The sequence below is a fragment of the Coleofasciculaceae cyanobacterium genome (assembly GCA_036703275.1).
In the GTDB taxonomy this organism is placed as follows: Bacteria; Cyanobacteriota; Cyanobacteriia; order Cyanobacteriales; family Xenococcaceae; genus Waterburya.
This window is the reverse complement of the sequence record DATNPK010000096.1, coordinates 305,729-328,551: the sequence shown is the minus strand read 5'-3', so window position 1 is coordinate 328,551 and position 22,823 is coordinate 305,729. Positions and strand designations below refer to the sequence as shown.

At 39.9% G+C, this 22,823-nt stretch carries 17 protein-coding genes; 8 read left to right on the top strand and 9 right to left on the bottom strand.

Annotated elements, in window-relative coordinates; translation table 11 throughout:
• Window positions 1–213 precede the first annotated feature (213 nt).
• The 3 genes from V6C71_20705 to ntcA form a co-directional block, all read right to left on the bottom strand.
• Complete coding sequence (locus V6C71_20705) at window positions 214–627, bottom strand: pre-16S rRNA-processing nuclease YqgF (GenBank protein HEY9770879.1); 414 nt, start codon at window positions 625–627, stop codon at window positions 214–216.
• Between the two features lie 20 nt (window positions 628–647).
• Window positions 648–2,066 (bottom strand): DUF3084 domain-containing protein, encoded by a 1,419-nt coding sequence (locus V6C71_20700; protein HEY9770878.1) that lies wholly within the window; start codon window positions 2,064–2,066, stop codon window positions 648–650.
• A gap of 95 nt (window positions 2,067–2,161) precedes the next feature.
• A complete protein-coding gene (gene ntcA, locus V6C71_20695) occupies window positions 2,162–2,839 on the bottom strand; it encodes a global nitrogen regulator NtcA (protein HEY9770877.1) in 678 nt (225 codons plus the stop codon).
• A 173-nt stretch (window positions 2,840–3,012) separates the two neighbouring features.
• On the opposite strand from ntcA, the gene fabI reads away from it, so the two are divergent.
• From fabI to V6C71_20670, 5 genes are all read left to right on the top strand, one after another.
• Window positions 3,013–3,789, top strand: coding sequence for an enoyl-ACP reductase FabI (gene fabI / locus V6C71_20690; protein ID HEY9770876.1), 777 nt, complete (start codon window positions 3,013–3,015; stop codon window positions 3,787–3,789).
• Between the two features lie 72 nt (window positions 3,790–3,861).
• On the top strand, window positions 3,862–4,545 hold the full coding sequence (hisB, locus tag V6C71_20685; protein ID HEY9770875.1) for an imidazoleglycerol-phosphate dehydratase HisB: 684 nt from the start codon (window positions 3,862–3,864) through the stop codon (window positions 4,543–4,545).
• 37 nt (window positions 4,546–4,582) lie between these two features.
• Window positions 4,583–5,320: a dienelactone hydrolase family protein gene (locus V6C71_20680; GenBank protein ID HEY9770874.1), complete on the top strand. Its 738-nt coding sequence runs from the start codon at window positions 4,583–4,585 to the stop codon at window positions 5,318–5,320.
• Window positions 5,321–5,447: 127 nt separating this feature from the next.
• Window positions 5,448–6,458, top strand: coding sequence for a S1 RNA-binding domain-containing protein (locus V6C71_20675; protein ID HEY9770873.1), 1,011 nt, complete (start codon window positions 5,448–5,450; stop codon window positions 6,456–6,458).
• A 60-nt stretch (window positions 6,459–6,518) separates the two neighbouring features.
• Entirely contained in the window at window positions 6,519–7,535 is a 1,017-nt protein-coding gene (locus V6C71_20670; protein HEY9770872.1) for a fatty acid desaturase, read from the top strand.
• 27 nt (window positions 7,536–7,562) lie between these two features.
• Here V6C71_20670 and V6C71_20665 read toward each other — a convergent pair whose 3' ends face one another.
• The gene (locus V6C71_20665) at window positions 7,563–7,706 is read right to left on the bottom strand and encodes a hypothetical protein (GenBank protein ID HEY9770871.1); all 144 of its coding nucleotides are present in this window, start codon (window positions 7,704–7,706) and stop codon (window positions 7,563–7,565) included.
• 210 nt (window positions 7,707–7,916) lie between these two features.
• Between V6C71_20665 and V6C71_20660 the strand changes: the two genes are divergently transcribed.
• The 3 genes from V6C71_20660 to V6C71_20650 all read left to right on the top strand — a co-directional run bounded on the left by V6C71_20660 (window position 7,917) and on the right by V6C71_20650 (window position 11,982).
• Window positions 7,917–8,660, top strand: a complete 744-nt coding sequence (locus V6C71_20660; protein ID HEY9770870.1) for an amino acid ABC transporter ATP-binding protein — start codon at window positions 7,917–7,919, stop codon at window positions 8,658–8,660.
• 75 nt (window positions 8,661–8,735) lie between these two features.
• The gene (locus tag V6C71_20655; protein ID HEY9770869.1) at window positions 8,736–9,704 is read left to right on the top strand and encodes a ribonuclease Z; all 969 of its coding nucleotides are present in this window, start codon (window positions 8,736–8,738) and stop codon (window positions 9,702–9,704) included.
• A 196-nt stretch (window positions 9,705–9,900) separates the two neighbouring features.
• Entirely contained in the window at window positions 9,901–11,982 is a 2,082-nt protein-coding gene (locus V6C71_20650) for a DUF3769 domain-containing protein (protein ID HEY9770868.1), read from the top strand.
• Window positions 11,983–12,010: 28 nt separating this feature from the next.
• Here V6C71_20650 and V6C71_20645 read toward each other — a convergent pair whose 3' ends face one another.
• From V6C71_20645 to V6C71_20625, 5 genes are all read right to left on the bottom strand, one after another.
• Window positions 12,011–13,645 carry a hypothetical protein gene (locus V6C71_20645; GenBank protein HEY9770867.1) on the bottom strand — a complete coding sequence of 545 codons (1,635 nt, stop codon included), beginning with the start codon at window positions 13,643–13,645 and terminating at the stop codon, window positions 12,011–12,013.
• Between the two features lie 55 nt (window positions 13,646–13,700).
• Window positions 13,701–14,531 (bottom strand): sulfotransferase, encoded by an 831-nt coding sequence (locus V6C71_20640; GenBank protein HEY9770866.1) that lies wholly within the window; start codon window positions 14,529–14,531, stop codon window positions 13,701–13,703.
• Between the two features lie 70 nt (window positions 14,532–14,601).
• A complete protein-coding gene (locus V6C71_20635) occupies window positions 14,602–15,699 on the bottom strand; it encodes a sulfotransferase domain-containing protein (GenBank protein ID HEY9770865.1) in 1,098 nt (365 codons plus the stop codon).
• Between the two features lie 306 nt (window positions 15,700–16,005).
• Window positions 16,006–17,103, bottom strand: coding sequence for a hypothetical protein (locus tag V6C71_20630; protein ID HEY9770864.1), 1,098 nt, complete (start codon window positions 17,101–17,103; stop codon window positions 16,006–16,008).
• A 264-nt stretch (window positions 17,104–17,367) separates the two neighbouring features.
• The gene (locus tag V6C71_20625; protein ID HEY9770863.1) at window positions 17,368–22,572 is read right to left on the bottom strand and encodes a glycosyltransferase; all 5,205 of its coding nucleotides are present in this window, start codon (window positions 22,570–22,572) and stop codon (window positions 17,368–17,370) included.
• Window positions 22,573–22,823: the final 251 nt, after the last annotated feature.

Here is a 22,823-nt window from a genome sequence, read left to right as displayed (position 1 = left end):
CTACCGTTAAAAGATAAGCAAGGCAGCACGTTTTAACTGATGCTCAATCTTATCTTACGAAATTGCTAATCGCCATACTTGTGAAACGTTGTTAATTAAATAATAGACCTCTTGCATAAATATACTTTTTCGATGCTAGTTTTTAATTTCTGACTTGTGACTTTATATCTAACCAAGATTTATAATTCATGCAAGAGGTTTAATAACGATGTCCTAAATTAGATATCTTTCAATCAACAAAATAGCGACAATGTCGTCTATAGGACGGGGGGGGATGCGTAAACCTGGGGGAACTATACGCTGTAATCCTTTAGGCGGATACATCAGCCAATAGCGATCGCGCGCCTCCAAAGTACTATTAGTTTCATTAACGGTAATTATTGGCACTTCAGCCAAGCTAGACTCAATTTGCTTCTGCCAGCTTTTAGAAGTAGTGCCATCTCCCATCACGATTAAATCGATAGCATATTGCCGAGCTAGCTGTTGAATAATGGCGATTGCTTGCTCTGAATCTATTACCTGATGATAAACAGCTTCTGCCTTGTGATTCGTTACCGCCACTCCGCACTTATCTCGTCCTGGATCTAAACCTAATATTGTTTGCGGAGAAAATGTTAAGTTTTTCACTAGTCAATTATTTTATTTAATTACGTACTAAAAACAACTTTGCCGTTACGTATAACTACAAAATCAAGTTTTAATGGTCCTGCGGTATAGGTATTCTCTGATACTACTGCTTTAATTTCCCTGACAGGTTCTGTCGCTTCGGTAATTTGGTTCACAAAATCAACAATATTTTCAACTTGATTATCGCCTATTTCGATCTCCCCTAATGTGCCAGCTCGTTGAGCGCGGAATTTTGACACTGCCAAGAGCCAATTTAATCTCTCCTGCACTTCTTGGCGATTAATATTGTGAGAATCAAGCGATACAGTGGCAATTTCCTCTCCCGCTGCAAATACTTGCTGGTTAAGAGCTATGTCGGCAAAGACTCGGACTTCTGGTTCTCCTTGCACATAGTTACCCGCTGAAATAATTCTAATAACGTAATCTTGACCATCTTGAATTTGAGATTCTAATTGTTCTACTTGGGATTTAGTAATTTTAACGATGCGCTGATCCGATTGTGAGCCACTGAACTGGGTTGCTTGAACGGCATTGGCATTAGCCTGTCTCAGGAGATTATCAATCGCCGATTTAGCTGCATTAGGATCGACAATTCTGACTACTGCCGAAGATAATACCTCCCCTTTGACCACGGCAATTTTCTTTTCCCTTAGTTCCCGATAAGACTGCTCTAAAGCTTCTACATTCTTTGACAAGAAGCTTAACTGAGATTCCAACTGTTCTAATCTTTGAGTTCTCAACTTCAAACCAACCTCCGCCGAAGCGATCGCCTCATCTAGTTGAGCAATAGAGCGATCTCGTTCTTGGACTTGGGTTTGTAGTAACTGCTGTTGTTGTTCTAATTCTTGAAGACGAACTTCTTTTTGGGCTAAAACTTGGTCTTGCTCGCTAATTTGCTGCTCGCGCTGCTGTAGCTGCGCCTGTAATTCTTGGCTTTGCTGTTGTAGCCGATTGAGTTGCTGCTGTAGCTTTTCCCTCTCTGCTAATAAATTATTTAACTCTTGTCGCAGTTTTTTGGCTTGGCCAGAAATCTGCTTTACCTGTAGCTTCGACTGCTTAAAATTCAGGTTGATTGCATCTAGATTAGCAACCGCTTGATTTTGTTGATTTTTAACCTGAGCTAACTGAGATTCCACCTGTTGCTTTTCTTGTCTGGCTTGAGCTAATTCTGCTTCGGTTTGGCGTTTCTCTTTGAGAATGTCGTCTAGCTGAAAAATGCCTCGTCTTAACGAGCCACTCAAACCAAATAAAATGCCTAAAGTAAGAGCCGAAATCAACATCCCCGTAATCACCGTGATGATCATTGCTGTCTGGCGAGGGCGGAGATTGAATAATCTGAGTCTAGCTTTACCAATTTTAGTTCCTAAGCGATCGCCAAATGCTGCAATAATACCGCCTAGAAGAAAAATTGCTGCAATCAGAATATAACCGCTGGTCATTAGAAGTGATTAAGTATTGTAGTAGGAAAATTAGCTGATTTAGGCACTCATTTGTTATTAGTCGTCAGATACTATTATTCTTCGGCTCAGTCATTTTAGGCAAATTGTTGGCTTAGTGCTATTGGGTTATGTACCGTAATTTTTTTCTTATGAATCGAAACCATTTCTTTGTCTCGCAAATCTCCTAGCAGCCTGGTGACGGTAACTCTAGTCGAACCGATAGCTTCGGCGATCGCTTGATGCGATAGTTTGAGATCGATCTTAATTCCTTCCTCAGTTGGCGCACCAAAATCGCGACACAGTATCAGCAAAAAGCTAACCAAACGCGAACCCATATCCCGATGAGCTAAAGTTTCAATCATCATTTCGGTTTGTAAAATACGAGAAGATAATCCCTTCAACATCAACATTGATAAGTCAGGATTTTCTTGAAGTGCCTTTTCTACTTGTTCAATCGGTGCGGATAAAAGCTCTACAGGAGTAAATGCCACAGCATGATAAAAGCGATCGCTTTTTTGTCCAGTGATTAGAGAAAGTACCCCAAAAACAGTATTTTCTCGCAGCAGAGCCACGGTAATTTCTTCTCCCGCTTCATACACACGAGACAGTTTAACTGCTCCTTTTAATAAAAAGTAAACCCTCTCAGCGGGATCGCCAGGAAAAAATATAGTTTTACCACGTTCAAAACTTTCCACAATAGGAGGGAAAGAACCACGACCAAGTTTACGAAATACCGATGCTAGGGGCTGATTTTGTGTCAAGGGAAGTTCCATATAACCTATTACGCCAAAGATAATGTAATTTAGTAGATTAATTATCCTAAATAGTTACATACTCTCACATTACAACCTTAAATTTCTTTTTGACTTAAGCATCACGAATAAATTTATTAGTCACCCAGGCAGTTGTAGGATAGATAGTTGCAGCTAAAAATTGGAAAAAGATCGTGCTAGATTTAACTGGAAAAAATGCTTTCGTTACAGGAATAGCTAACAATCGTTCTATTGCTTGGGGCATTGCCCAGCAGCTACACAAAGCTGGTGCGAATATCGGCGTTAACTATCTTCCCGATGAACGAGGACGCTTTGAAAAAAAAGTCAAGGAATTAGTCGAACCCCTTGCTCCTAGTATAATTGTTCCCTGTGATGTTCAAAACGACGAACTATTAGACTCGATGTTTGCTACTATTTCTGAGCAATGGGGTAAGCTTGATATTTTAATCCACTGTTTAGCATTCGCTGAAAAAGAAGATCTAACGGGGGATTTTTCGGCTACTTCTAGGGCTGGTTTTGCTAAAGCCTTAGACATCAGTAGCTACTCTCTCAACTGTTTAGCCGTCAGAGCCAAACCTTTAATGACCGACGGTGGTAGCATTGTAACTCTTTCTTACTTAGGCGGAGTCAAAGTTATTCCCAACTATAATGTGATGGGGGTAGCTAAATCGGCTTTAGAAATGAGTGTGCGCTATTTAGCTGCTGAGTTAGGTCCAAACAATATTCGGGTTAATGCCATTTCCGCAGGACCAATTCGTACTCTCGCTTCGTCTGCGGTAGGGGGAATTCTGGATATGATTCGCCATGTTGAAGCAACTGCTCCTTTGCGTCGTACCGTGACTCAAACTGAGGTTGGCAACACCGCAGCTTTTTTGTGTAGCGATCTTTCCAGTGGCATTACGGGACAGGTAATCTATGTTGATTCAGGATACGAGATAATGGGAATGTAGGTTTTAAAGCTAATAGCTATTAGCTACTTTCAGTTCATATCTAAAGTAAACTGCATATTTAGGAGAAGCACAATGCAAATTAGCGATCGCAATTATGGAGCAAGTACGCAGGAGTCGGCGTACCTCAAAGACAATCGCCCAATCCAAAGTAACAATTCTATCAGTACGGCAAGAACTGCATCTGTAAGCCGTACTACAGGAGAGACAGATGTACAGGTGGAGCTAAACCTAGATGGCACTGGTAAATGTAATGCTGATACAGGCATTCCGTTTCTCGACCATATGTTAAACCAAATTTCTGCCCACGGTTTAATCGATCTCAACGTCAAAGCTAGTGGAGATATTGAAATTGACGATCATCACACTAACGAGGATGTGGGAATTACTTTAGGTATGGCGATCGCCAAAGCCTTAGGCGATCGCCAAGGTATCGTCCGCTTTGGTCATTTTGTCGCACCTTTGGACGAAGCTTTAGTCGAGATCGCTCTGGATTTTTCAGGCAGACCACATCTTAGCTATGGTCTAGAAATTCCTACCCAAAGAGTAGGGACGTACGACACTCAGCTAGTTAGAGAATTTTTTGTGGCGGTGGTCAATCATGCTCAGATGACGCTTCATATCCGCCAGTTAGACGGGATTAATTCTCACCATATTATTGAAGCAACCTTTAAGGCTTTTGCCCGCGCAGTGCGCCAGGCAACGGAAATAGATTCCCGTCGTGCTGGTAATATTCCTAGTTCAAAAGGGGTTCTTTAACAGTAGTCAGTAATTATTAATCAGAACGGGTTTAAATATGGAAGTACCAATATCCAGTGGCTGGATTAAAGTCCAAAACTACGACTTAGGTATAGACGCTTATCTGGCAATACCAGAGGCAGCCGGAACTTATTCGGCTGTGATAGTAATTCAAGAGATTTTTGGCGTAAATGAACATATTAGAAATGTTACCAGGAAATTAGCTAGAGAAGGCTATATTGCGCTCGCTCCAGCGATTTATCAGCGTCAAGCACTCCAGTTTGAAGTCGGCTACTCGGATGAAGAGGTAGCATTAGGCAGAAAATATAAAAATCTGACTCAAGCCAGTGAATTGATTAGCGATATTCAAGCAACGATCGACTATTTATATAGTTTGCCAGAAGTTAAGCACTCAGGAGTTGGGACAATCGGCTTTTGCTTTGGTGGTCATGTCGTCTATCTGGCAGCTACTTTAAAAAATGTTGCAGCCACGGCTTCTTTTTATGGCGCACAAATTGCGACCTGGTGTCCTGGAGAGGATGAACCTACCATAACTCGCACCAAAGATATTAAAGGGACAATCTACGCTTTCTTTGGCACAGAAGATCCGCTAATTCCTAACGAGCAAACCCAACAGATTGAAGCAGAATTACAACAGCAAAATATTGACCATCAAATATTCCGTTATCCAGGCGCAACTCACGGATTTATGTGCGATGGTCGTAAGAGCTATAATCCTGATACGGCCGAAGATGCTTGGGAAAAAGTGCTAGACTTGTTTAGCCAAAAGCTGTAAGTAGTTTAAAATTTACTCAGCTTAACTGGTTCGGTCAGCACTTGCTGACTGTATCGGCTTGCTTTAGGGTAAGAAACTCAATCGAGTTTTGACCTATAGTCCGTTAATATTCACCATATACACTACTATGTCTGATTCAACCTCCGTTCCTAACTCGGCTCAAGCTTTCTCGATGGAAGATTTTGAGAATGCTCTTCAAGAATATAATTATGAGTTTAGTAGAGGGCAGAAAATACAGGGAACGGTAATCCAAGTTACCTCCGATGGTGCATATGTTGATATTGGTGGTAAATCTCCTGCCTTTGTTCCCACTAATGAAGCTGCACTAGGTTTTGTGAATAACTTAGACGCAATTTTACCCGTGGGTGAAACCAGAGAGTTTTTAATTATTCGCGAACAAGACTCTGATGGACAAGTTACTCTCTCGATTCGTCAATTAGCCTTAGATCGAGCTTGGGCAGATATCAAGGAGATGGCGGAAACTGGCAAATCAACCCAAGTGCGCATCACCGGGGCAAATAAAGGTGGTGTGACGGGAGAAGTTTCTGGATTGCGAGCCTTTATACCGCGATCGCACCTACAGCAACGAGATAATTTAGAATCTTTAGTTGGGCAGCTTCTAACGGCTACTTTTTTAGAAGTAAACCAAGAAAACCGAAAGTTAGTTTTATCTCAACGAGATGCCATGCGCGCCGTGGCGATGGACAGCATCAGAGAAGGAGCTTTGATGGCGGGTAAAATTGTCAATATCAAGCCTTATGGTGTCTTTGTCGATCTCGAAGGGGCAACGGGTTTACTACATATCAAAGAAATTAGTGGCGCGCGGGTTGAATCTATGAACACTATCTTTGAAGTCGGACAAGAAATTAAAGTTGTGATCAAACAGATCGATGAATATCAAAATCGGATGTCTCTTTCAATCAAGGCTTTAGAAGAATATCCTGGCGAAAATATCGAAAAGTTAGCACAGGTAATGGCTAACGCTGATGAGAGATGGCAAAAAGCTCAAAGTTCGGTGGCAGAGGCGACTTCTGGCAACAAAACTGAAAAAGAAGCGAGCCAGCCTGAATCTCTTCAAGCATCCTCCGAGCAAGATCCTACTTCTAAACCTGAAGCTGATGCCGAAAGTGAGGCTTAAACTTATGGCGATTAGATATAGCGATCGCATTTAAGACTTTGGCAAAGAATAAATAACGCTATGTCAAGCGATAGTCAGTGGCATATTGAACGAAGTCGCATAATACTACGCCAATATCCTGAAATCAAGCAATATTTTGGCAACTATCCACCGTCAATCTTGGCGATCGCTTTATTAGTTGCTTTACAGTGGCTAATCGCTTGGCTAGTGAGAGATTTACCTTGGTTTGCTATTGGCGCGATCGCTCTTTTTGTGGGGCAGTTTGTGCTTCATTCATTGGGGGTTTTTGTCCATGAAGCAGCTCATAATTTAATTTTTAAACATAAGCTCGGTTCAAGATTTGCGTTATTTTTAATTATCTGTGGCTCACTTTCCTTTGGTGAGTCTTTGAATTATCTGTGGCTACATGGCAAAACCCATCATCTCCAGCTCAATGATTACCAGTACGATCATGAGCTGTGGGATCGTAATCGCGTAAAATTCGCTAGCAATCATATTTGCTGGCGCATAACCGAAAGTCTGCTACATCTCTTGCCAGGAGGCATGATTATTACTGACTTAATTATTTCTCGTCTGGTGAAAGCCGATACTCGTCAAGTAAAACCTGCCAAAATTTCTCCTGGATTCAATATTTTACTAACTATAATTAGCTTGTCTCTTTATACTTTTGCTTGGGTTGTTTTTAGCCCTCAAGCTGCTCTATATCTCTTTTGGAGTTTAACCCTGATGGTAAGTAACTGGGGCATCACTTTTAGGGGACAATCGATCGCCGAACATCACATCTATCAACAAGGCAAGACTTTCTCAACCTATAGCTGGACTAACATTCCCTTTTTTAATACCGGCTATCATGATGAACATCATACTTTTCCTAGCGTTCCCTGGATACATCTGCCCAAAATCAAGCAGATTGCTCCTGAGTATTTTACCAATGACAATCCTTATTCATACTTTCAGTGGTGGTGGTACTGGGCAAAATCGGTATTTGCTCCCATAGGTTATAACCGCTATCTGCCGAAGCCTGATTCTGCTGTTCTCAAAGATGAGCGCAAATTAAATCCCCAGCAAAAACTTTAGATGTTGCTTGTGGCACTGGGGAATTTATCAAGCTTTCCTAACTCTACTTTTGAGCGATCGCACTATGGGTTTATCGATGGCTAAGAAGGATTTAATGAAAGCCTTGCCACTAAAAACGGCACTACCCAATTCATTGGTGATGATTTCACCGCTACCATTAATAGCGAACATCTAGACAAACAAGCACATCCTTACGATCTGTTAAACACCCATCTCGCCCAGGAATGCGTAAGCTGCCTTCAAAGTTAGATGTGGAGATCTTGAAAGCTATGATGGCGCGATCGCGGAGCTAGTCCTAAAGGCATCGCCCCTACGCAGATAACGGCTATTGCTAATAATCACCTAAGGTATATTAGTCTTAAATACTAAATTGGCTATCCCATGAATCAATCAGACTCAATTATCGTTGCTCAGGATGTTGAGAAGTGGTACGACAATAATTTTCATGTTCTCAAAGGTGTAAATTTAGAGGTCAAAAAGCAAGAAGTCGTGGTGATTATGGGCCCGTCTGGTTCGGGAAAATCGACTTTTATTCGCACTTTTAATGCCCTTGAGCCTTATCAAAAAGGTAGTATCACTGTTGATGGGATTAAATTATCTAACGATTTGAAAAATATTGAAGCCATACGCCGTGAAGTTGGCATGGTGTTTCAACAGTTTAATTTATTTCCCCATTTAACCGTTCTGCAAAACATTACCCTCGCCCCAGTCTGGGTACGGCGTAACTCTAAAGCTAAAGCTGAATCAATTGCTATGCAGCTGCTAGAAAAAGTAGGCATTTTAGAACAGGCGCATAAGTACCCAGGACAGCTATCGGGGGGACAACAACAGCGGGTAGCGATCGCTCGGGCTTTGGCAATGCAGCCTAAAGTAATGCTGTTTGATGAACCAACCTCGGCATTAGATCCAGAAATGGTGCGGGAAGTTCTAGACACGATGCGGAGTTTGGCTAGTGAGGGGATGACGATGGTGTGCGTAACTCATGAAGTCGGTTTTGCTCAAGAAGTCAGCGATCGCATTGTCTTTATGGACGAAGGGATGGTTGTGGAAGTTGCTACCCCTAAAGAGTTTTTTAATAACCCTCAACAAGACAGAAGTAAAAAGTTTTTATCGCAGATACTCTAGGGAACGAAATATTAAGCTATCACTTGTTGTTAAGATAATCATTGTTGATTGTTGACTGTTCATTGATAAAGTCCTGTGGAAATAACTTTTTTAGGTACAAGTTCTGGAGTACCAACGCGATCGCGAAATGTGTCCAGTGTAGCCTTACGCCTTCCCCAGCGCGCCGAGGTGTGGCTATTGGACTGTGGCGAAGGAACGCAACATCAGCTTCAGCGTAGCGATCTTAAAAGCTCTCAAATTCGACGCATCTTTGTGACTCATATGCACGGCGATCATACCTTTGGTTTGATCGGGTTAATTGCTAGCTGTGGCTTAGCTGGTACTGGTCAACCGATAGATATTTATGGGCCAGAGGGTCTAAAAGAGTATCTCTACGCTGCGGCTAAATACTCCTATATGAACTTTGGTTCTCGCCTCAAGATTCATACTGTCAAAACTGGTTTACTATACGAAGACGATGAATTTAGCGTTAGCTGTCAGTTATTAAAACACCGTATTCCTGCTCATGGCTATCGTATTGCCGAAAAAGACCGTCCAGGAATGTTCAATTTAGAAAAAGCCAAATCTTTGGGTATTCCCCCTGGCCCGATTTATGGCAAATTAAAACAGGGACAGGTAGTTACTTTAGAAGATGGTCGTAAAATTAACGGCAAAGATCTTTGCGGTCAACCAGAAACGGGTCGCAAAGTAGTTTACTGCACCGATACAGTATTTTGCGATGCTGCGGTAGAACTGGCTCAAGATGCAGATGTCCTGATTCATGAGGCTACATTTGCCCATCAGGATGCAGAGATGGCATTTGAAAAGATGCACTCCACTACTACTATGGCAGCCCAAGTAGCCTTACTAGCAGGGGTAAAGCAATTGATTATGACTCACTTTAGCCCCCGTTATGCTCCAGGAAATCCGATTCAGCTCGATGATTTGAAGCAAGAAGCAAGAGCAATTTTTCCCAATACTAAGCTGGCTTATGATTTTTATTCTTATGAAGTGCCACGGCGCCGAGAAGAAAAGGTAAAGATTGGTGCTATTAGTAAGAAGTAGTAAGTAGTAAGTTTTCCTTCGCTTATGGTTTATGACTAGTAATTAATTGCTTAGAATTAGCATCTTACGTAGTTAAAACTAAAAGCTAATAGCTAATCACTTTTTTAAGAAAGAGTTATACTACTGAATTGTTGCCAAAAAGCCCTTTATGGTCAGTTTTTTGCGGTATTGTGTTGGAATAGCTTTGTGGATATATTTGCTGCAATTATCTTTATTAGCTGCGGAGTTGCCAGATATCAAAAAGAAAGCGAGTTTCTTACCCGATCGCGTCAGTCCATCATCGCAGCAGAATTTATTAATTACGGGTCGTTCTTATTTAATTACTCAAGAGCGTCAAGGAGAAGCACAATTTCAAATACCTATAGATGAAAAATTTCAACCATCCATTCCTGTAGATGCGGTGGAGGTAATTGAAGTAATTGCCGATCGCCAAGAATATGACCAGAAAAGAAAAATAATTACTGCCGAGGGTAACGTAGTCATGCGTTTTGCTCAATCTGTAATGACTAGCGATAGCCTGGAGATCAATTTAACTGACCGTTTGGCTGTGGCTAGAGATAATGTGGTTCTCAAACGCGGGGAACAAGTTCTGCGGGGCGAAAAGTTTGAATATGATTTAGTTGCAGACCGAGGAGTTATTTTGAATGCGGGGGGCGAAATCTATCAACCTAGTCTTAATCAAGATACAGATTTTGATCGACGGCTAGTATCATCACCAACAATTTTGGATCGAGCCTTAAGCGATCGCCTAATCGATAACCAGCCTTTAACCGACGTTACGGCAGCAGAAGGCATCGGCACAACGATTGGCAGCCAGGGAATCGATCTGATTGGCAGCGGCAACAATATTGATGGTGGCACAATTAATCGTTTGCGGTTTGAAGCCGAAAAGGTTGATTTTGAAACAGATACTTGGACAGCCAAAAATCTTCGCCTGACTAACGATCCTTTTTCTCCACCTGAATTGGAATTACGCGCCGCAACAGCAACTTTCCAACAGCTAGATTCTCTAAGGGGTAAATTAACTACCGAGAAATCTCGCCTCGTAGTTGACGATAGTTTGACTATACCTCTATTGGTTGGTGCGTTTGCCTTCGATAGTCGTCCAACACGCCCAGGATTATTTAACCTTGCTTTTGACGGGGATGAAAGAGGAGGATTATATATTGAACGCACCTTGAACATTATCAATAGCCAACAGTTTAACTGGGAAATTACCCCACAATATTTTTGGCAGCGCGCGCTGTTTCCTACCACTTTTAGCTTCAGTGAATCTGACGAAGGCGGTCTGTTTAATTCAGACGTATTTGGCTTAAATAGCCAGATAAACGCTTATTTTACGCCAAGAACAGATTTAGATAGTAGTTTAAGTCTGACCAGCTTTGATTTTAATGATATTGAGTCTAATTTACGCGCTAATGTAGGACTACAGCAGAGAATAGGCAACCTCAGTAATCCCTACAAATTTGCTTTAGAATATAATTTCCGCGATCGCCTGTTTAATGGTTCTTTAGGTTTTCAAACGGTCAGAAGTAGCATTGGGGGAGTTCTCACTTCACCTCAAATAGCAATTGGCAATACTGGCGTAACTTTGGACTATCAGGGGTCAATTCAAAATGTTAGTGCCGACACCGACAGACAAGACTTATTAGCTGCAAATCGAGACAGCGATCGCATTAACCTAACGCGCTATCAAGCAGCAGCGTTTCTCAACAAAAACTTTTCTATTTGGCGGGGAGAAGCATTACCCAGTACTAAAGAACAAGGATTACGCTACACTCCTGTTCCTGTAGTTCCTTATCTAGACTTGTTTACTGGAGTTTCGGGGGTGGGTAGTTTTTATAGCAATAGCGATTCACAACTGTCTTTAGAAGGAAGCATCGGTATTCAAGGTCAAGTAGGTCATTTTTCCCGTTCTTGGCTTGACTATACGGGATTTAAGTTAAGCTACTCCCAAAATCTTCGTGGCGATGAATCTCCTTTTCTCTTTGATCGCTTAGTAGATCGCCAAATTATATCTTTTGGCATTACTCAACAAATTTATGGTCCAATTCGTTTGGGATATCAAACTTCTTTCGATCTAAAAGATAATGATACGATTAGCACCGACTACCTCTTAGAATATAGCCGACGGACGCATAATATAGTCTTGCGCTATAATCCCGTACTAGAAATTGGTTCATTTAGTTTGCGGATCAGTGACTTTAACTGGCAGGGAAATCCGCGTCCTTTTAGAGAACAAGGTATTACTCCAGTAATTCAAGGAGTTGAGCAGTAAGTAGAAAATAGCAACTAGATTGTATTTACTATTTGTATTGACTGAGTTTCATCGCGGCAAATTCATTTAAGGGAAGATGAGCGCGATCGTCGGGAATTCTAACTAGAAATCTTTCCGCCATTTCTGTTAAGACAAAATCGGGCTTTTCTCGCTCGATATAGTCGTAATCAATCCAGGGAGTCCAAATGAAATGAACTTCGTTTAAAGTTTCGGCAAATAAAGATGAAAGTCTAGCTGTCAAGCGTTTTTTAGCAGTGTAGTTGGGAAATCCAGGATTAGAAAAGCTATCTCCAAAAATAATCATTTTACCGTGAGATATACTGTCATTTTTTAAAATTCTCCTGCTACCTTGATGACAGTAATTGATTACTTGATTGTCATAAACGATCTGGGCTTTAAGCTTTAGATTTGCTTGCAGCGATCGGGTTTGAATTCCAAATTTATCGCCTAAATCTCCCTTTTGTTGACTAATTTTAATCGGAGTATCAAACAGTTTTATCTGAGGTTTAATTTTTAGTAATTGGCAAATTAAATTGTAGGCAAAGTAACATCCCCAAAAGTTCCAGTGACAGTCTTGTTTATCATATAGTCGATAGTGAGTTTTCTGTTCTAAAAATATATCCAGAGGATATAAGAAAGCTTGCTGACATTCTTTTTGAAGTTGCAGAATTGGTCGCTCGCTTTTAATGTCTAAATCGTGCGGATAGAATTCAGGATAAACTGCTATTTTATTAGGAACAAATATGTGCTGATATTTTATTTGAAGAGCTTTGTGCCATTCAATTCTTTGCTGTAATAGTTGATTCCATTGATTTATTTCAGGCGGTGAAAGCTGTTTTCTACCTGTATGATATTTCATCAGGCTATTAGATCCCCCATTAATAAAAAACCAGCCAGATTTACCTGCGATCGCTACATTATTAGCGGATGTTTTTCCCACTGTCGGATATTGTGGCTCATTCTCTAAAGATTTAAGCTTAAAAATATCCTGTTTAGCTAAATTATCTGCTTGATTTAACTTTGCCTGATATTTTACCTGATACTCTAGCTGCTGCAAACTATTCTCTGTTTGGAGTAATTTAGCTTTTAAGGATAAATTATGGTTAATTAATTGCAGTTGAAGTTTAATTAATTTATCGGGAAAGTCGGCTGATTCTAAACTTTTGGCTTGATTAGTTTTTGCGGTTAAATTAGCCAATTTAGTTAATAATTTTTGATAACCCAAATAAAATATTTTCTTCTGAGGATATTTTAATATTTTGTTCGTAAAAAAATCTACTGCTGCATCAGCTTTTCCTGTAGCAATAAGATATCTACCTAATCTTCCTTCAGCTATTCCATGGGTGTAAAGATGTCTAATCGCTTTGAGCTTAGTAAAGCTGGCTCGTTTTAAATCGAGATTAAATTCAATATAATCTGCCCAATCAATATTTTCAAATACTAGTTTATCTCGCTCGATCTGGGGATAACTAGTTAAAAATAAGCTTTCTGCTTGACGAGCAAAAAAATCTGCTTTTAGCGGCATCTTTTCTTGTAGTAAAAGAGAAAAGCTTTCTACTTCTCGCCAGTCTTGAAAATCTTGTTTTAGTTTATTTTCATACGTCTTAATTCGATCTTCAATACCGTAAGTGTTAAATTTATCTTGCGGATCTAGATTTGACATATTTTTAAATCAAACTATTTAATATTAGTTAAATGCCAAAGTTTAGTTGCGATCGCTACATTTTAAAGCTAGCTGGAGCAAAAGTTTTTTGCACAAAGCTACTTTGAATCTCTAGCTTTTGCTGAAGAAAAGATTCTACTTGAAAAGGAATTTTATATTTAGGACTAGCATTAAATTTCTGGCTTACATAATCAGCAAAAATATTTTCCTCATAATCTATTTCGAGAAAGTTACAAATTCTTTCTAAACTTTTTAGGGGATGAAAGCAAATGTCATCGTAGATCAAAAATAATCGATTTTCTCTGGCAAAATGGTTTTTACATAGCTCGACTGTTTCTATATAGTTAGAGAATCGATAGTTACGACTATTATTAAGTACTTGAATCCATTCTTGGTGGCTAATATTTTTGTTGTTAGCGATATCTTTGCGTTTTTGCATTACAGCCTGCGACCAGGCTCTTTTGATGGGATTACGCATAATAAAGATTATCTTTGCTTCTGGTAAAAGCTGAGAAATATGAGCAAAACCTCGATCGTTTAATGCTGAATAGTCTGGCGTTATATCAGCAACAATTTTACGATCTGCATTTTTAAATAAAGATAAATAATAATCATCGTCGAACTTTTCCGTTACTGCCATTTTGGCAAGAAATTCAAGCTTTTGATAATCAAATTTTCCTTTAATAAATTGACCGAGGGCAGTTTGCAGTTGCTGCATACGTTTTCTTGGCCAATCAATCTGTTTGAGATGCAAATAATCAAAGTAATGTATTTCCTTCATGGGTGGCATCCAAATATCAGGGTGATGCCGCAAAATATTATATAGCCAGGTAGTGCCAGCTTTTTGTGCGCCAATACAAAGAAAGTTGGGTTTTGTTTGGGACATTACTATGTTGTAGTAAAGAGTAAAAAGAAATAATAGATTGATACTACCGTCACAATCTATTATTTCAAGATTAATCAAACTTCCAGTACTCAGATAAATCTAGATTTAAAGTTTTTTGCAAAGATAAATAATCAGCACGATATATCTGCCTTAGTTGGTGTAATTCATCTTGTGTAATCACGATTGTGCGATCGCTATTCTCAGGACATATTAAATATACTCCCTCGGCTTCAATGGAATATTGTAGTCCTCTATTATGGTATTTATCTAAGTTAGTGGAGGGAGGAAATAGTTGAGGATCTACACCTAAAAAACCACAAATATTTTCAATGGTTTGCTGTTTGTTCTGTTTAATATCTCTTTCGTAAATTAATACTTTAAAGTTTTTTAGGGAAAACTTTTTTAGCCAGGCATTAAGATGTTGGCTATAAAAACCCATGTCGATAATGCCGTATAAATGACCAACATCAAATATGCTTTGTGATTCATAAGTGATGCGATCGCGCTGTATATGATGAAAATAAGCAGATATTGCTCTTTCAACAGGATCTCTTAAACAAAGGATTAGCTTTATATCTGAACTTAAAATATTAAATACAGACTCAGGTATTTGCTCGTTAAAATATCTATTCGGCGGATGTGTCCATTTACGACGAGGGTTGGTTGACCAAAAATAACTAGGCGTGGCTTCACCAATTGCTTTAAACTTTTTTGTCTGAATTACATCATCAAAGCGGTTAAAGTATTTTAAGTAATAACCTAAACCATGATCGGCAAGTTTTTTTTGATAATAACTAAAGAATTCTAATTCTTTTCTCCCTTGAGGTAAAAAGATCTGAGGATGTCGTTTGAGGTTTTCATGTAGCCAGGTAGTACCTCCTTTCTGCGCTCCTATAATCAAAAAATTGGGTAAATTCAGCCTAATATCGTTGAGTTTTTTAGCTTGAGTATTTATTTGAGATATAATTTTTTTTTTATCAGCAATATTTTCCTGAAGAATGGCTAATTCGTTGTATTTGAGTTTCAAATTGCCTTTAAGCTGATTAATTTCTTGGCATAACTGGATAAATTCCTGTTCATATTGCTTTAGAGAACGCTCAGTTTCTGGTATTGCATTGATGATAGTCGTTTTAGGTACTATGGAATTTAAAGCAATATTTTTTGACATAATGTATGTTATCAATTATTCGTCACTGATTAATAATTATTAATAATTACTGACAATTTTTAAATACTTACTGTTAACTATTAAGGTTGCTTGTTTGCCGTTTTTTAGCTTTGCAAATAATAGCATAATCTTCTATTATCTATTCTGTTCCACACTAACCGATTCAAAAATACCAAGATACCTAGACATTAATATTTGCTTAAAGTCTCAATAAACCAATATCTATTAAAGATAGTGTTAGACTTTTAAGAACATTTTTAGTCTAGGCATAACTTTAGCAGATTCAAATTTTTAGCAAATTTTTCATCAACATTTAGACATCTCAAGTTGGAGGAACATTTTCAAAGCATCTTCGCAAGTTGGCTCTATACTTAAGCATTCTTTAAGATGATTAACACAGAGAGAAAAATTCTGTTTTTTCTTGTAAATTTTAGCAAGTTGGAAATGACTAGCTAAAAAACAATTGTTAATTGTTACAGATTTTAGCAGTAATCTTTCAGCTTCTTCAAGTTTATTTTTAGCCAAACATCTTCTAGCTCGATCGAACAAAAGACCTTCTTGTTTAATCTTTACTTTTCCATGTTGATATAAAGGAATTAGATTTTTACTTCTATATTCATTGATAATTTTAGTTGTGTAGATATATGTCATTTCAGCAGATAGTGCAGTGCTGTCTTCGTTACTAGACGAGATAACATCAGGCTCTGACATATATCCAAATATTTGATTAAAACTCTCAAAATCAATCAAGCTGGATTTTAGCTCATTTTTTAAGAAAAAAGATTTATAATTACCAAAACTTTTACTTCTTTCTGTTCTCTTGAATTTTTCAGAAACTTTAATATTGTTAGAGATTGTTCGACCTAAATAGTCACTTAATTCTTCAAGATTATTTTGCACAAAATCCTCATATTTTAGGACAAAAAAGTTTTTGCCATAAGGACTTTGGTATAAGTCCTGAATATTTTGAGATTGTTTTTTAACTACTTCAATTAATGAACCACGTTTAGTTATATCAATGTCACTATAACATTTGTCAATATCATATATGCCAACCGACTCAGGATCTTCTACCTTTTTCTTGAGGAGATTTACATAAGTTTGAGCATTGCGATCATCAGAATAACCGTCTCCGTTGTAGGGCATATACAGTAAATAACTAACAATCCTATCCAAAGGATTTCTAATTAGTAAAATATTTTTATCAAATTTTTGAAAATAGTCTCGATCTTTTTCCCATCGTTCGGCAAATATTGATTTAACAATTAAATCATTCTGAGTAAAGTCAATCTTACTCAACTGGCTAGGTTCAAAAATTAATTCATGATTATCAAAAGCCTTAGAGATTGAATAAGCAAGCGCAGTAGTGCCACTTTTACCTAAGGAATAAATTAGAGTTTTCATAGTTAGTTGATGCTACTTAATTAATGAAGTTCAAAGCATGATGTGTAGTTACCGTTCTATATAATGGAACAATCTTTTTTCTCTTTTTTATTGATTGTTCGATAATTTTTTATTGTTTCAAGCCTACCTCCCGATTGAGTTTTTTTATCTGCCCAACCTTATCAGTTTTATTATTGAATGTCAGTTTATTTACGGACAAAAACTGACAAAAGTTTGAGAAATTATTTTGATTATGCCTCCGCAGAAACATAATCAAAATAATTATTAATTGATTGTCTTCAAAGCTGCTTCAAAAATATTGATGTAAGAATTAGCAAAGCTAGACATCAAATATCGCTCAAAGACTATTTTTTGAGCTGACTCAGCTAATAATTTCAATTTATTTCGCTCGCTGACACATTTTGATATTGCCTGACGCCAAGATTCTGGATCGTTATTAGTTAGAATGCCATCAACTTCGTGAGTAACAACCTCTTGATAAGGAGTGCAGTTGCTATAAATCCCTGGTAAACCAACAGCGGAATACTGGAGGAACTTGAGAGGACTTTTATATTGATTAAACTCATTAGCTACTAAAGGTGCGATCGCTAGATCGCACGCTCCAGCAATTTGACGAAACCAAGTGACAAACTTGTCATAAGACTCATATCCTTGAGGAATAGAGATTCGGGTATACCAATCAGGTGCATTCTCCGCTACTTCAGGTTCACCACCAATCACTAGCAGTCTGACATTAAGATTCTCATCGTTAAAGCTGTCAAACACTGGCTTAATCATTGCCAAGTCTTCGACATGAGAGGAGTTGCCCATATAAAGTACTTTGAAAGTCCCTGGAGCAATATCTAATACCTGTTGAGGTAATTCAACCGCCACTGTAGGCTTGAGCCAGCTAGATTCGGCAATTACATTAGGAATAACCGTGACGCGATCGTTAAAGGTGCGCATCTGTCTTGCTAAAGGTTCGGTGCTGACAATTACCTGGGTGGCTGCTGTGGCTAAAGCTTTGATAGCGGGAGCGCTTCTGGCGTATACTTCCTGGCGATCTTTGTCTAGGGGTACGTTTAATAGATTATCGTCAATCTCATAAACAATGGGCAGATTGCGATCGCGACAGGCATCAATTACAGGTTGAACATTGTGGGGTTGAATAATGTTGCGCTGAATCAATACTGCATCCAGGTCGAACAATTGGTTAGTGTCGTTGATAAAAGCGTCGATGTCTAAGATTTGGGCATCCAGGCGATCGCTTATTAGAGGATGTTGCAGCCATTCCAGTACGCGAATATGTGCCGTAGGCGGCAGTTGGGAATTAATAAACACCCCGACTCGACGATAGCGGACTTGTTGATTTAACTCAAAGGGTCGAGACTCAGAAATTACCTGCTGATAAAGTTTATGGTATTGAGCAGCCATCGTTTCGATATTGTTTTGTCTGGCGTAAGTTAGCTGCCACTGATTGAGGTAAGATATTTTCTCGATATATCCTTCTACATCGTTAGCAATATCCAACAGCCTGTTGTAGACCACTTCAGCATCAACTTCATCGATTAACCAGCCTCCACCATGACGAGCGATGCGTTCGCCCACCGCACCTTTATTAATTGCCACTACGGGAACACCACTCGCCCAAGACTCTGTCAGAGTATGACAGTAAGTTTCCGGCCAAATTGAGAAAATACCAACACAGTGGGGTCGAATTTTCTGCATCCACAGATCGAAATCAGCACGAGTATAAGTACCGTGAAGAGTACCGACAGACTTGAGGAAATGTCTAGTACGACCCAGGAAGTGGAATTCTAGGCGATTATTGACATCGAGCTTTTTAATTTCGACAATTAATTCCGCACCCTTAGAAGAACTGATGTTGCCAGGGAACAACACTCTGAGGGGTTTATTGGGCTTGGGTGGTCTGAGAACAAAGGTGGGTTCGGTTTGCAGATGAGTAAAATTTCGTCCATGAGGAATAACTTTAAAGTTAGCCTGCTTCAGTTCGGGATAAATTTTGGTCATCATCGCTTTGGCAGAAGGCGCGGTAGTCACAAAAGCATCAACGTATTGAAACATCTTTGCCATGTTTAGTTGCCAAGTTTTAATAAAATCATGTTTTAAATTAACCAGGCGATATTCGGGCCAAATTGGCGTGGGACAACGTCCTTCGCTAGCGGTACACTCACCACCACAGAAAGTTAAATTTTCATCCAGCAGGTTAACTGTCGGACAGATGGTATAGAAATCGTGGAAAGAAAGAATCGTAGGGATATCAAGCCTTTGGGTCAAACGCGCCAAAGAAACACTGTGCCAAGCTATATGACGAATATGAACCAGTTCAATCCCATAACGAATCAACAGATCGCCAACAATGTTGTCGTATTCTTTAGAGGTGTGGGCGGTAGGATTTATTGGCGATCGCAATTTGATTTCTTCGAGTAAAATATGCTCTTCTGGTCGCGCATCATAAAGGCTGATTTCTTTACTGTCGCAGATTAACAGCATCGGATGATATCGTTCTCCCAAACCAGTCATTAAGTCTTGATTTGTCTGAGGTGTGCCGCCTGTTTTGGTCGAAATGACAAACAGCACGCGAGGACGGGGTTTGGCTAATTGAGGCGAATTTTCGAGCAGCTTTCTCACCTGGTAGCGCATCAAGTCCATCTGCGGAGACTGCACAAAATGAGTCACCAAAGCTTTGTATTCAGGATAGCGTTGGTCAACTACAATCCGACCTGGTTGATAAAGGGCTTTTTTCTCTCCCTGGAAACTAGCCGAACGAACATGATAAACCAGAGTGCGATCGTCTACGATATGTCGCCATCCTGCCCGAATTGCCCGCATACAAAAATCATTTTCTTCTCCATAGCCTCTGGGGAAAGCCGACTCGTCAAACCCCCCGATATCATTCATCAACTCGCGACGAATATAGAGACAGAAGCCACTTCCTGTTGGGGTTTCAGGATAAATCAACGAACTATGCTGAGCGATCGCCCTGGCGGTTTCGTCGCCTTGCAACCAGATCGGAAAATCGTTGGCTTGACCCATTGTTGGTACGGAAAACGCCCCAGAATTATCTGAGATTGCCGTTACTGTGCCGATATCACGATCGTGATAGGCAGCAACTCGCATATTTTGTAACCAACGAGGTCCTACGGAAGTATCGCTATTGAGCAGAATAATATCATCGTCTGGAGCTAGATTAATACCTCGATTAATAGTTCTGGTGTAGCCTAAATTTTCCTCGTTAGTAATTAGCTGGACGTTAGGACGATTCGCTACTGCCTCCTCTAACATGGGTTGGATGCGCTCATCGGGACTAGCATCGTTAATCACGATCAATTTAGCGTCTCTGGAAGTATGTTCAAAGACCGAAGCCAAACATTGACGCACCGCATCATAGGCGTTGTAAACAGGAATTATAATCGTGATGCCAGTAATATTGGGTTGCGGTTGGCTATATAGCTGAGAGAACCTACCAAACTGATTTTTGTTTAGCTCACTTTGCTCGTAGTTAATCTTAGCGGGGCTTCTTTTTAAGTTTTGCTTAGTACCTTTAAAGAAGATCTCAACCTGATATTCCCTCTTTTGTTCGGGTGGGACGGGCAAAGCAATTTCAAAGCCATTTTCGCCTTTAGCACTGATGCCGTGTTTGATTAGATCGTGACGTAATATATTTGCCTTGACCTCTTTATAAAAGATGCCGTCAATATAGACATCCAGCATAGCGGCAGATGACTCATGATTATCGGGCAAGACCCAGCCTCGCAGAGAATTATTGACCCACGCATCTACCACACCAAAACCACGACGAGGTATTACCATCCGTGAGGAAATCGGCGTCAGACTTTCTTTGGTCTTACTTAGAGGAACTAAAGAAATAGAGTGTTCTAGGTTATCGAGTAAATCCAAGGGTAACTGCACCTCAAACTTACGGGGTGTAGCAATCAAGAATTTATCTGTAACATGGGGATAAAGCTCTTGAGTTTCCACTACAGCTATTGGCCGATCGTCAATTAAGACCTTGAGTTTGACGGCGCGATCGCTTTGGGCATTATCAATTGCCCAGCCCCGCAGGATGCCCCCCAGTCCAATTTCGGTAACTCTGGCAATGACTGAATTTTTGAGATGACCTTTAGCAGGGCCTCCCTCCATGAAGATCGGACTGCGCTTAAGATCCTGTTGCGTACCGCTAAAAACTACCGCCACCTGATACTTGTGTTCTCGATTGGCAGGTAGAGGTAGAGTAAAGTCAAAGCCGTTTTTACCGTTACCTAGTCCCTGTTTGAGTAAATCGGGTCGGGATACATTAGCCTGAATCTCGCTATAGAATATGTCATCAATATAGACATCAAGCTTGGCAGCACCTTCTGTATGCCCTTCGGGTAAAGCCCATCCCCGCAGACGATTCCCCTCAGCTAAATCGACAACTCCTACGGCGCGACGAGGTACAGTTAAATTAAGGTAAATTGGCTGCTGTTTAGTTTTGCCCCGATCTAATGGCAGCAGTTCAAACACATGTTGGCGAGCGTTTAAAATCTCCACGGGTAGCTGTACTTCCAACTTTCTGGGCTTACCAGCTAAACCTTCGGTCAATTCATCGTCCAATACCTCCCCAGTATTGACATCCTGAATTGGTTTATGATTTGCCAACACTCTAAATTTTATTGGCTTGTCAGGGGACTGATTATCAATTGCCCAGCCGCGAAGCATACCCCCTAACGTAACCTCCGTGATTTTAGCGACAATTGAACCTTCTATACCAATAGTGCTGTTCTCTATGGGACTAGCTGGTACTAGAGGTGTGGTTGCTTTTTCAGGTTTAGTCTGACGGAGCGTATGAGCCCCGCCCTCGCCAGAAGGGGACAGCTCCTTACGATGTTCGAGGGCATAGTCAAGCTTTTGGGAAGCTTCGATAAAATCAGATTTTAATTCTAGAGAACGAATATAGGCTGCGATCGCCTGTTCCCATTCTGGTTTTGCCGCCAAGGCTTCTCCGACATAATAGTATAGCCAGTGGGAGTTGGGGTTTTGTTTGATTCCTTGCTGTCCAATAGCGATCGCCTCATCTAAAGCATTTTCTTTGGTTAAAAGTTCTGTCAGACGATAGTAAACCCAAAGGGGTTGTTCGGAGTTGATTTTAATTGCCTGACGGTAACATTCAATACTTTTGTTGTTGTCTCCCTTTCTATCTGAAGCAATAGCGATCGCTCGATAAATTTCATCAGATTCAGAATGTATTTCTAAAGCTCGATTTCCTAATTCAATTCCTTCATCACTGCGCTCAACTTTTGCCAGTAAGGTAATCACATTACCATAAATCCAAGCAGGAGGTGACTGAGCCATTTTAATGACTTTCAAATAATAGCCAATTGCCGCTTGGGGTTCACCCGCTTTGTGCTTAGCAACTGCTTCGGTCGTAAACCATTCTGTAGAAGAATTGGCGGCATGAGTGTTCGGCTTCGACTTAACTGATTCCATGGTTTAGATAACCTACTATGATTTGAGTGGCTTAATAAGTTGGTTTAGAAAAATCAATAGGTGAAAATTACTATCAAAATCAACTCTGATAGTGCTTGTTCCAATGAAGGGCAATTCTCACAATAGACACTAGGCGATCGCCAAAGACTGATGTTATCTCTCAAATCTAACTGAACAAATTAAGGAGCAACCTTTTTTTTACCGAGCAAGATTGTCAACTATGATTTTGAGCGGCAGTCGATTAATCAGCT

Coding starts and splice junctions, on each gene's coding strand:
- V6C71_20625 (HEY9770863.1), bottom strand. CDS start 22,572: ATGGAATCAGTTAAGTCGAAGCCGAACACTCATGCCGCCAATTCTTCT.
- V6C71_20635 (HEY9770865.1), bottom strand. CDS start 15,699: ATGTCAAAAAATATTGCTTTAAATTCCATAGTACCTAAAACGACTATC.
- ntcA (HEY9770877.1), bottom strand. CDS start 2,839: ATGGAACTTCCCTTGACACAAAATCAGCCCCTAGCATCGGTATTTCGT.
- V6C71_20680 (HEY9770874.1), top strand. CDS start 4,583: ATGGAAGTACCAATATCCAGTGGCTGGATTAAAGTCCAAAACTACGAC.
- V6C71_20645 (HEY9770867.1), bottom strand. CDS start 13,645: ATGTCAAATCTAGATCCGCAAGATAAATTTAACACTTACGGTATTGAA.
- V6C71_20630 (HEY9770864.1), bottom strand. CDS start 17,103: ATGAAAACTCTAATTTATTCCTTAGGTAAAAGTGGCACTACTGCGCTT.
- V6C71_20665 (HEY9770871.1), bottom strand. CDS start 7,706: ATGTTCGCTATTAATGGTAGCGGTGAAATCATCACCAATGAATTGGGT.
- V6C71_20660 (HEY9770870.1), top strand. CDS start 7,917: ATGAATCAATCAGACTCAATTATCGTTGCTCAGGATGTTGAGAAGTGG.
- V6C71_20640 (HEY9770866.1), bottom strand. CDS start 14,531: ATGTCCCAAACAAAACCCAACTTTCTTTGTATTGGCGCACAAAAAGCT.
- V6C71_20700 (HEY9770878.1), bottom strand. CDS start 2,066: ATGACCAGCGGTTATATTCTGATTGCAGCAATTTTTCTTCTAGGCGGT.
- V6C71_20670 (HEY9770872.1), top strand. CDS start 6,519: ATGTCAAGCGATAGTCAGTGGCATATTGAACGAAGTCGCATAATACTA.
- hisB (HEY9770875.1), top strand. CDS start 3,862: ATGCAAATTAGCGATCGCAATTATGGAGCAAGTACGCAGGAGTCGGCG.
- V6C71_20675 (HEY9770873.1), top strand. CDS start 5,448: ATGTCTGATTCAACCTCCGTTCCTAACTCGGCTCAAGCTTTCTCGATG.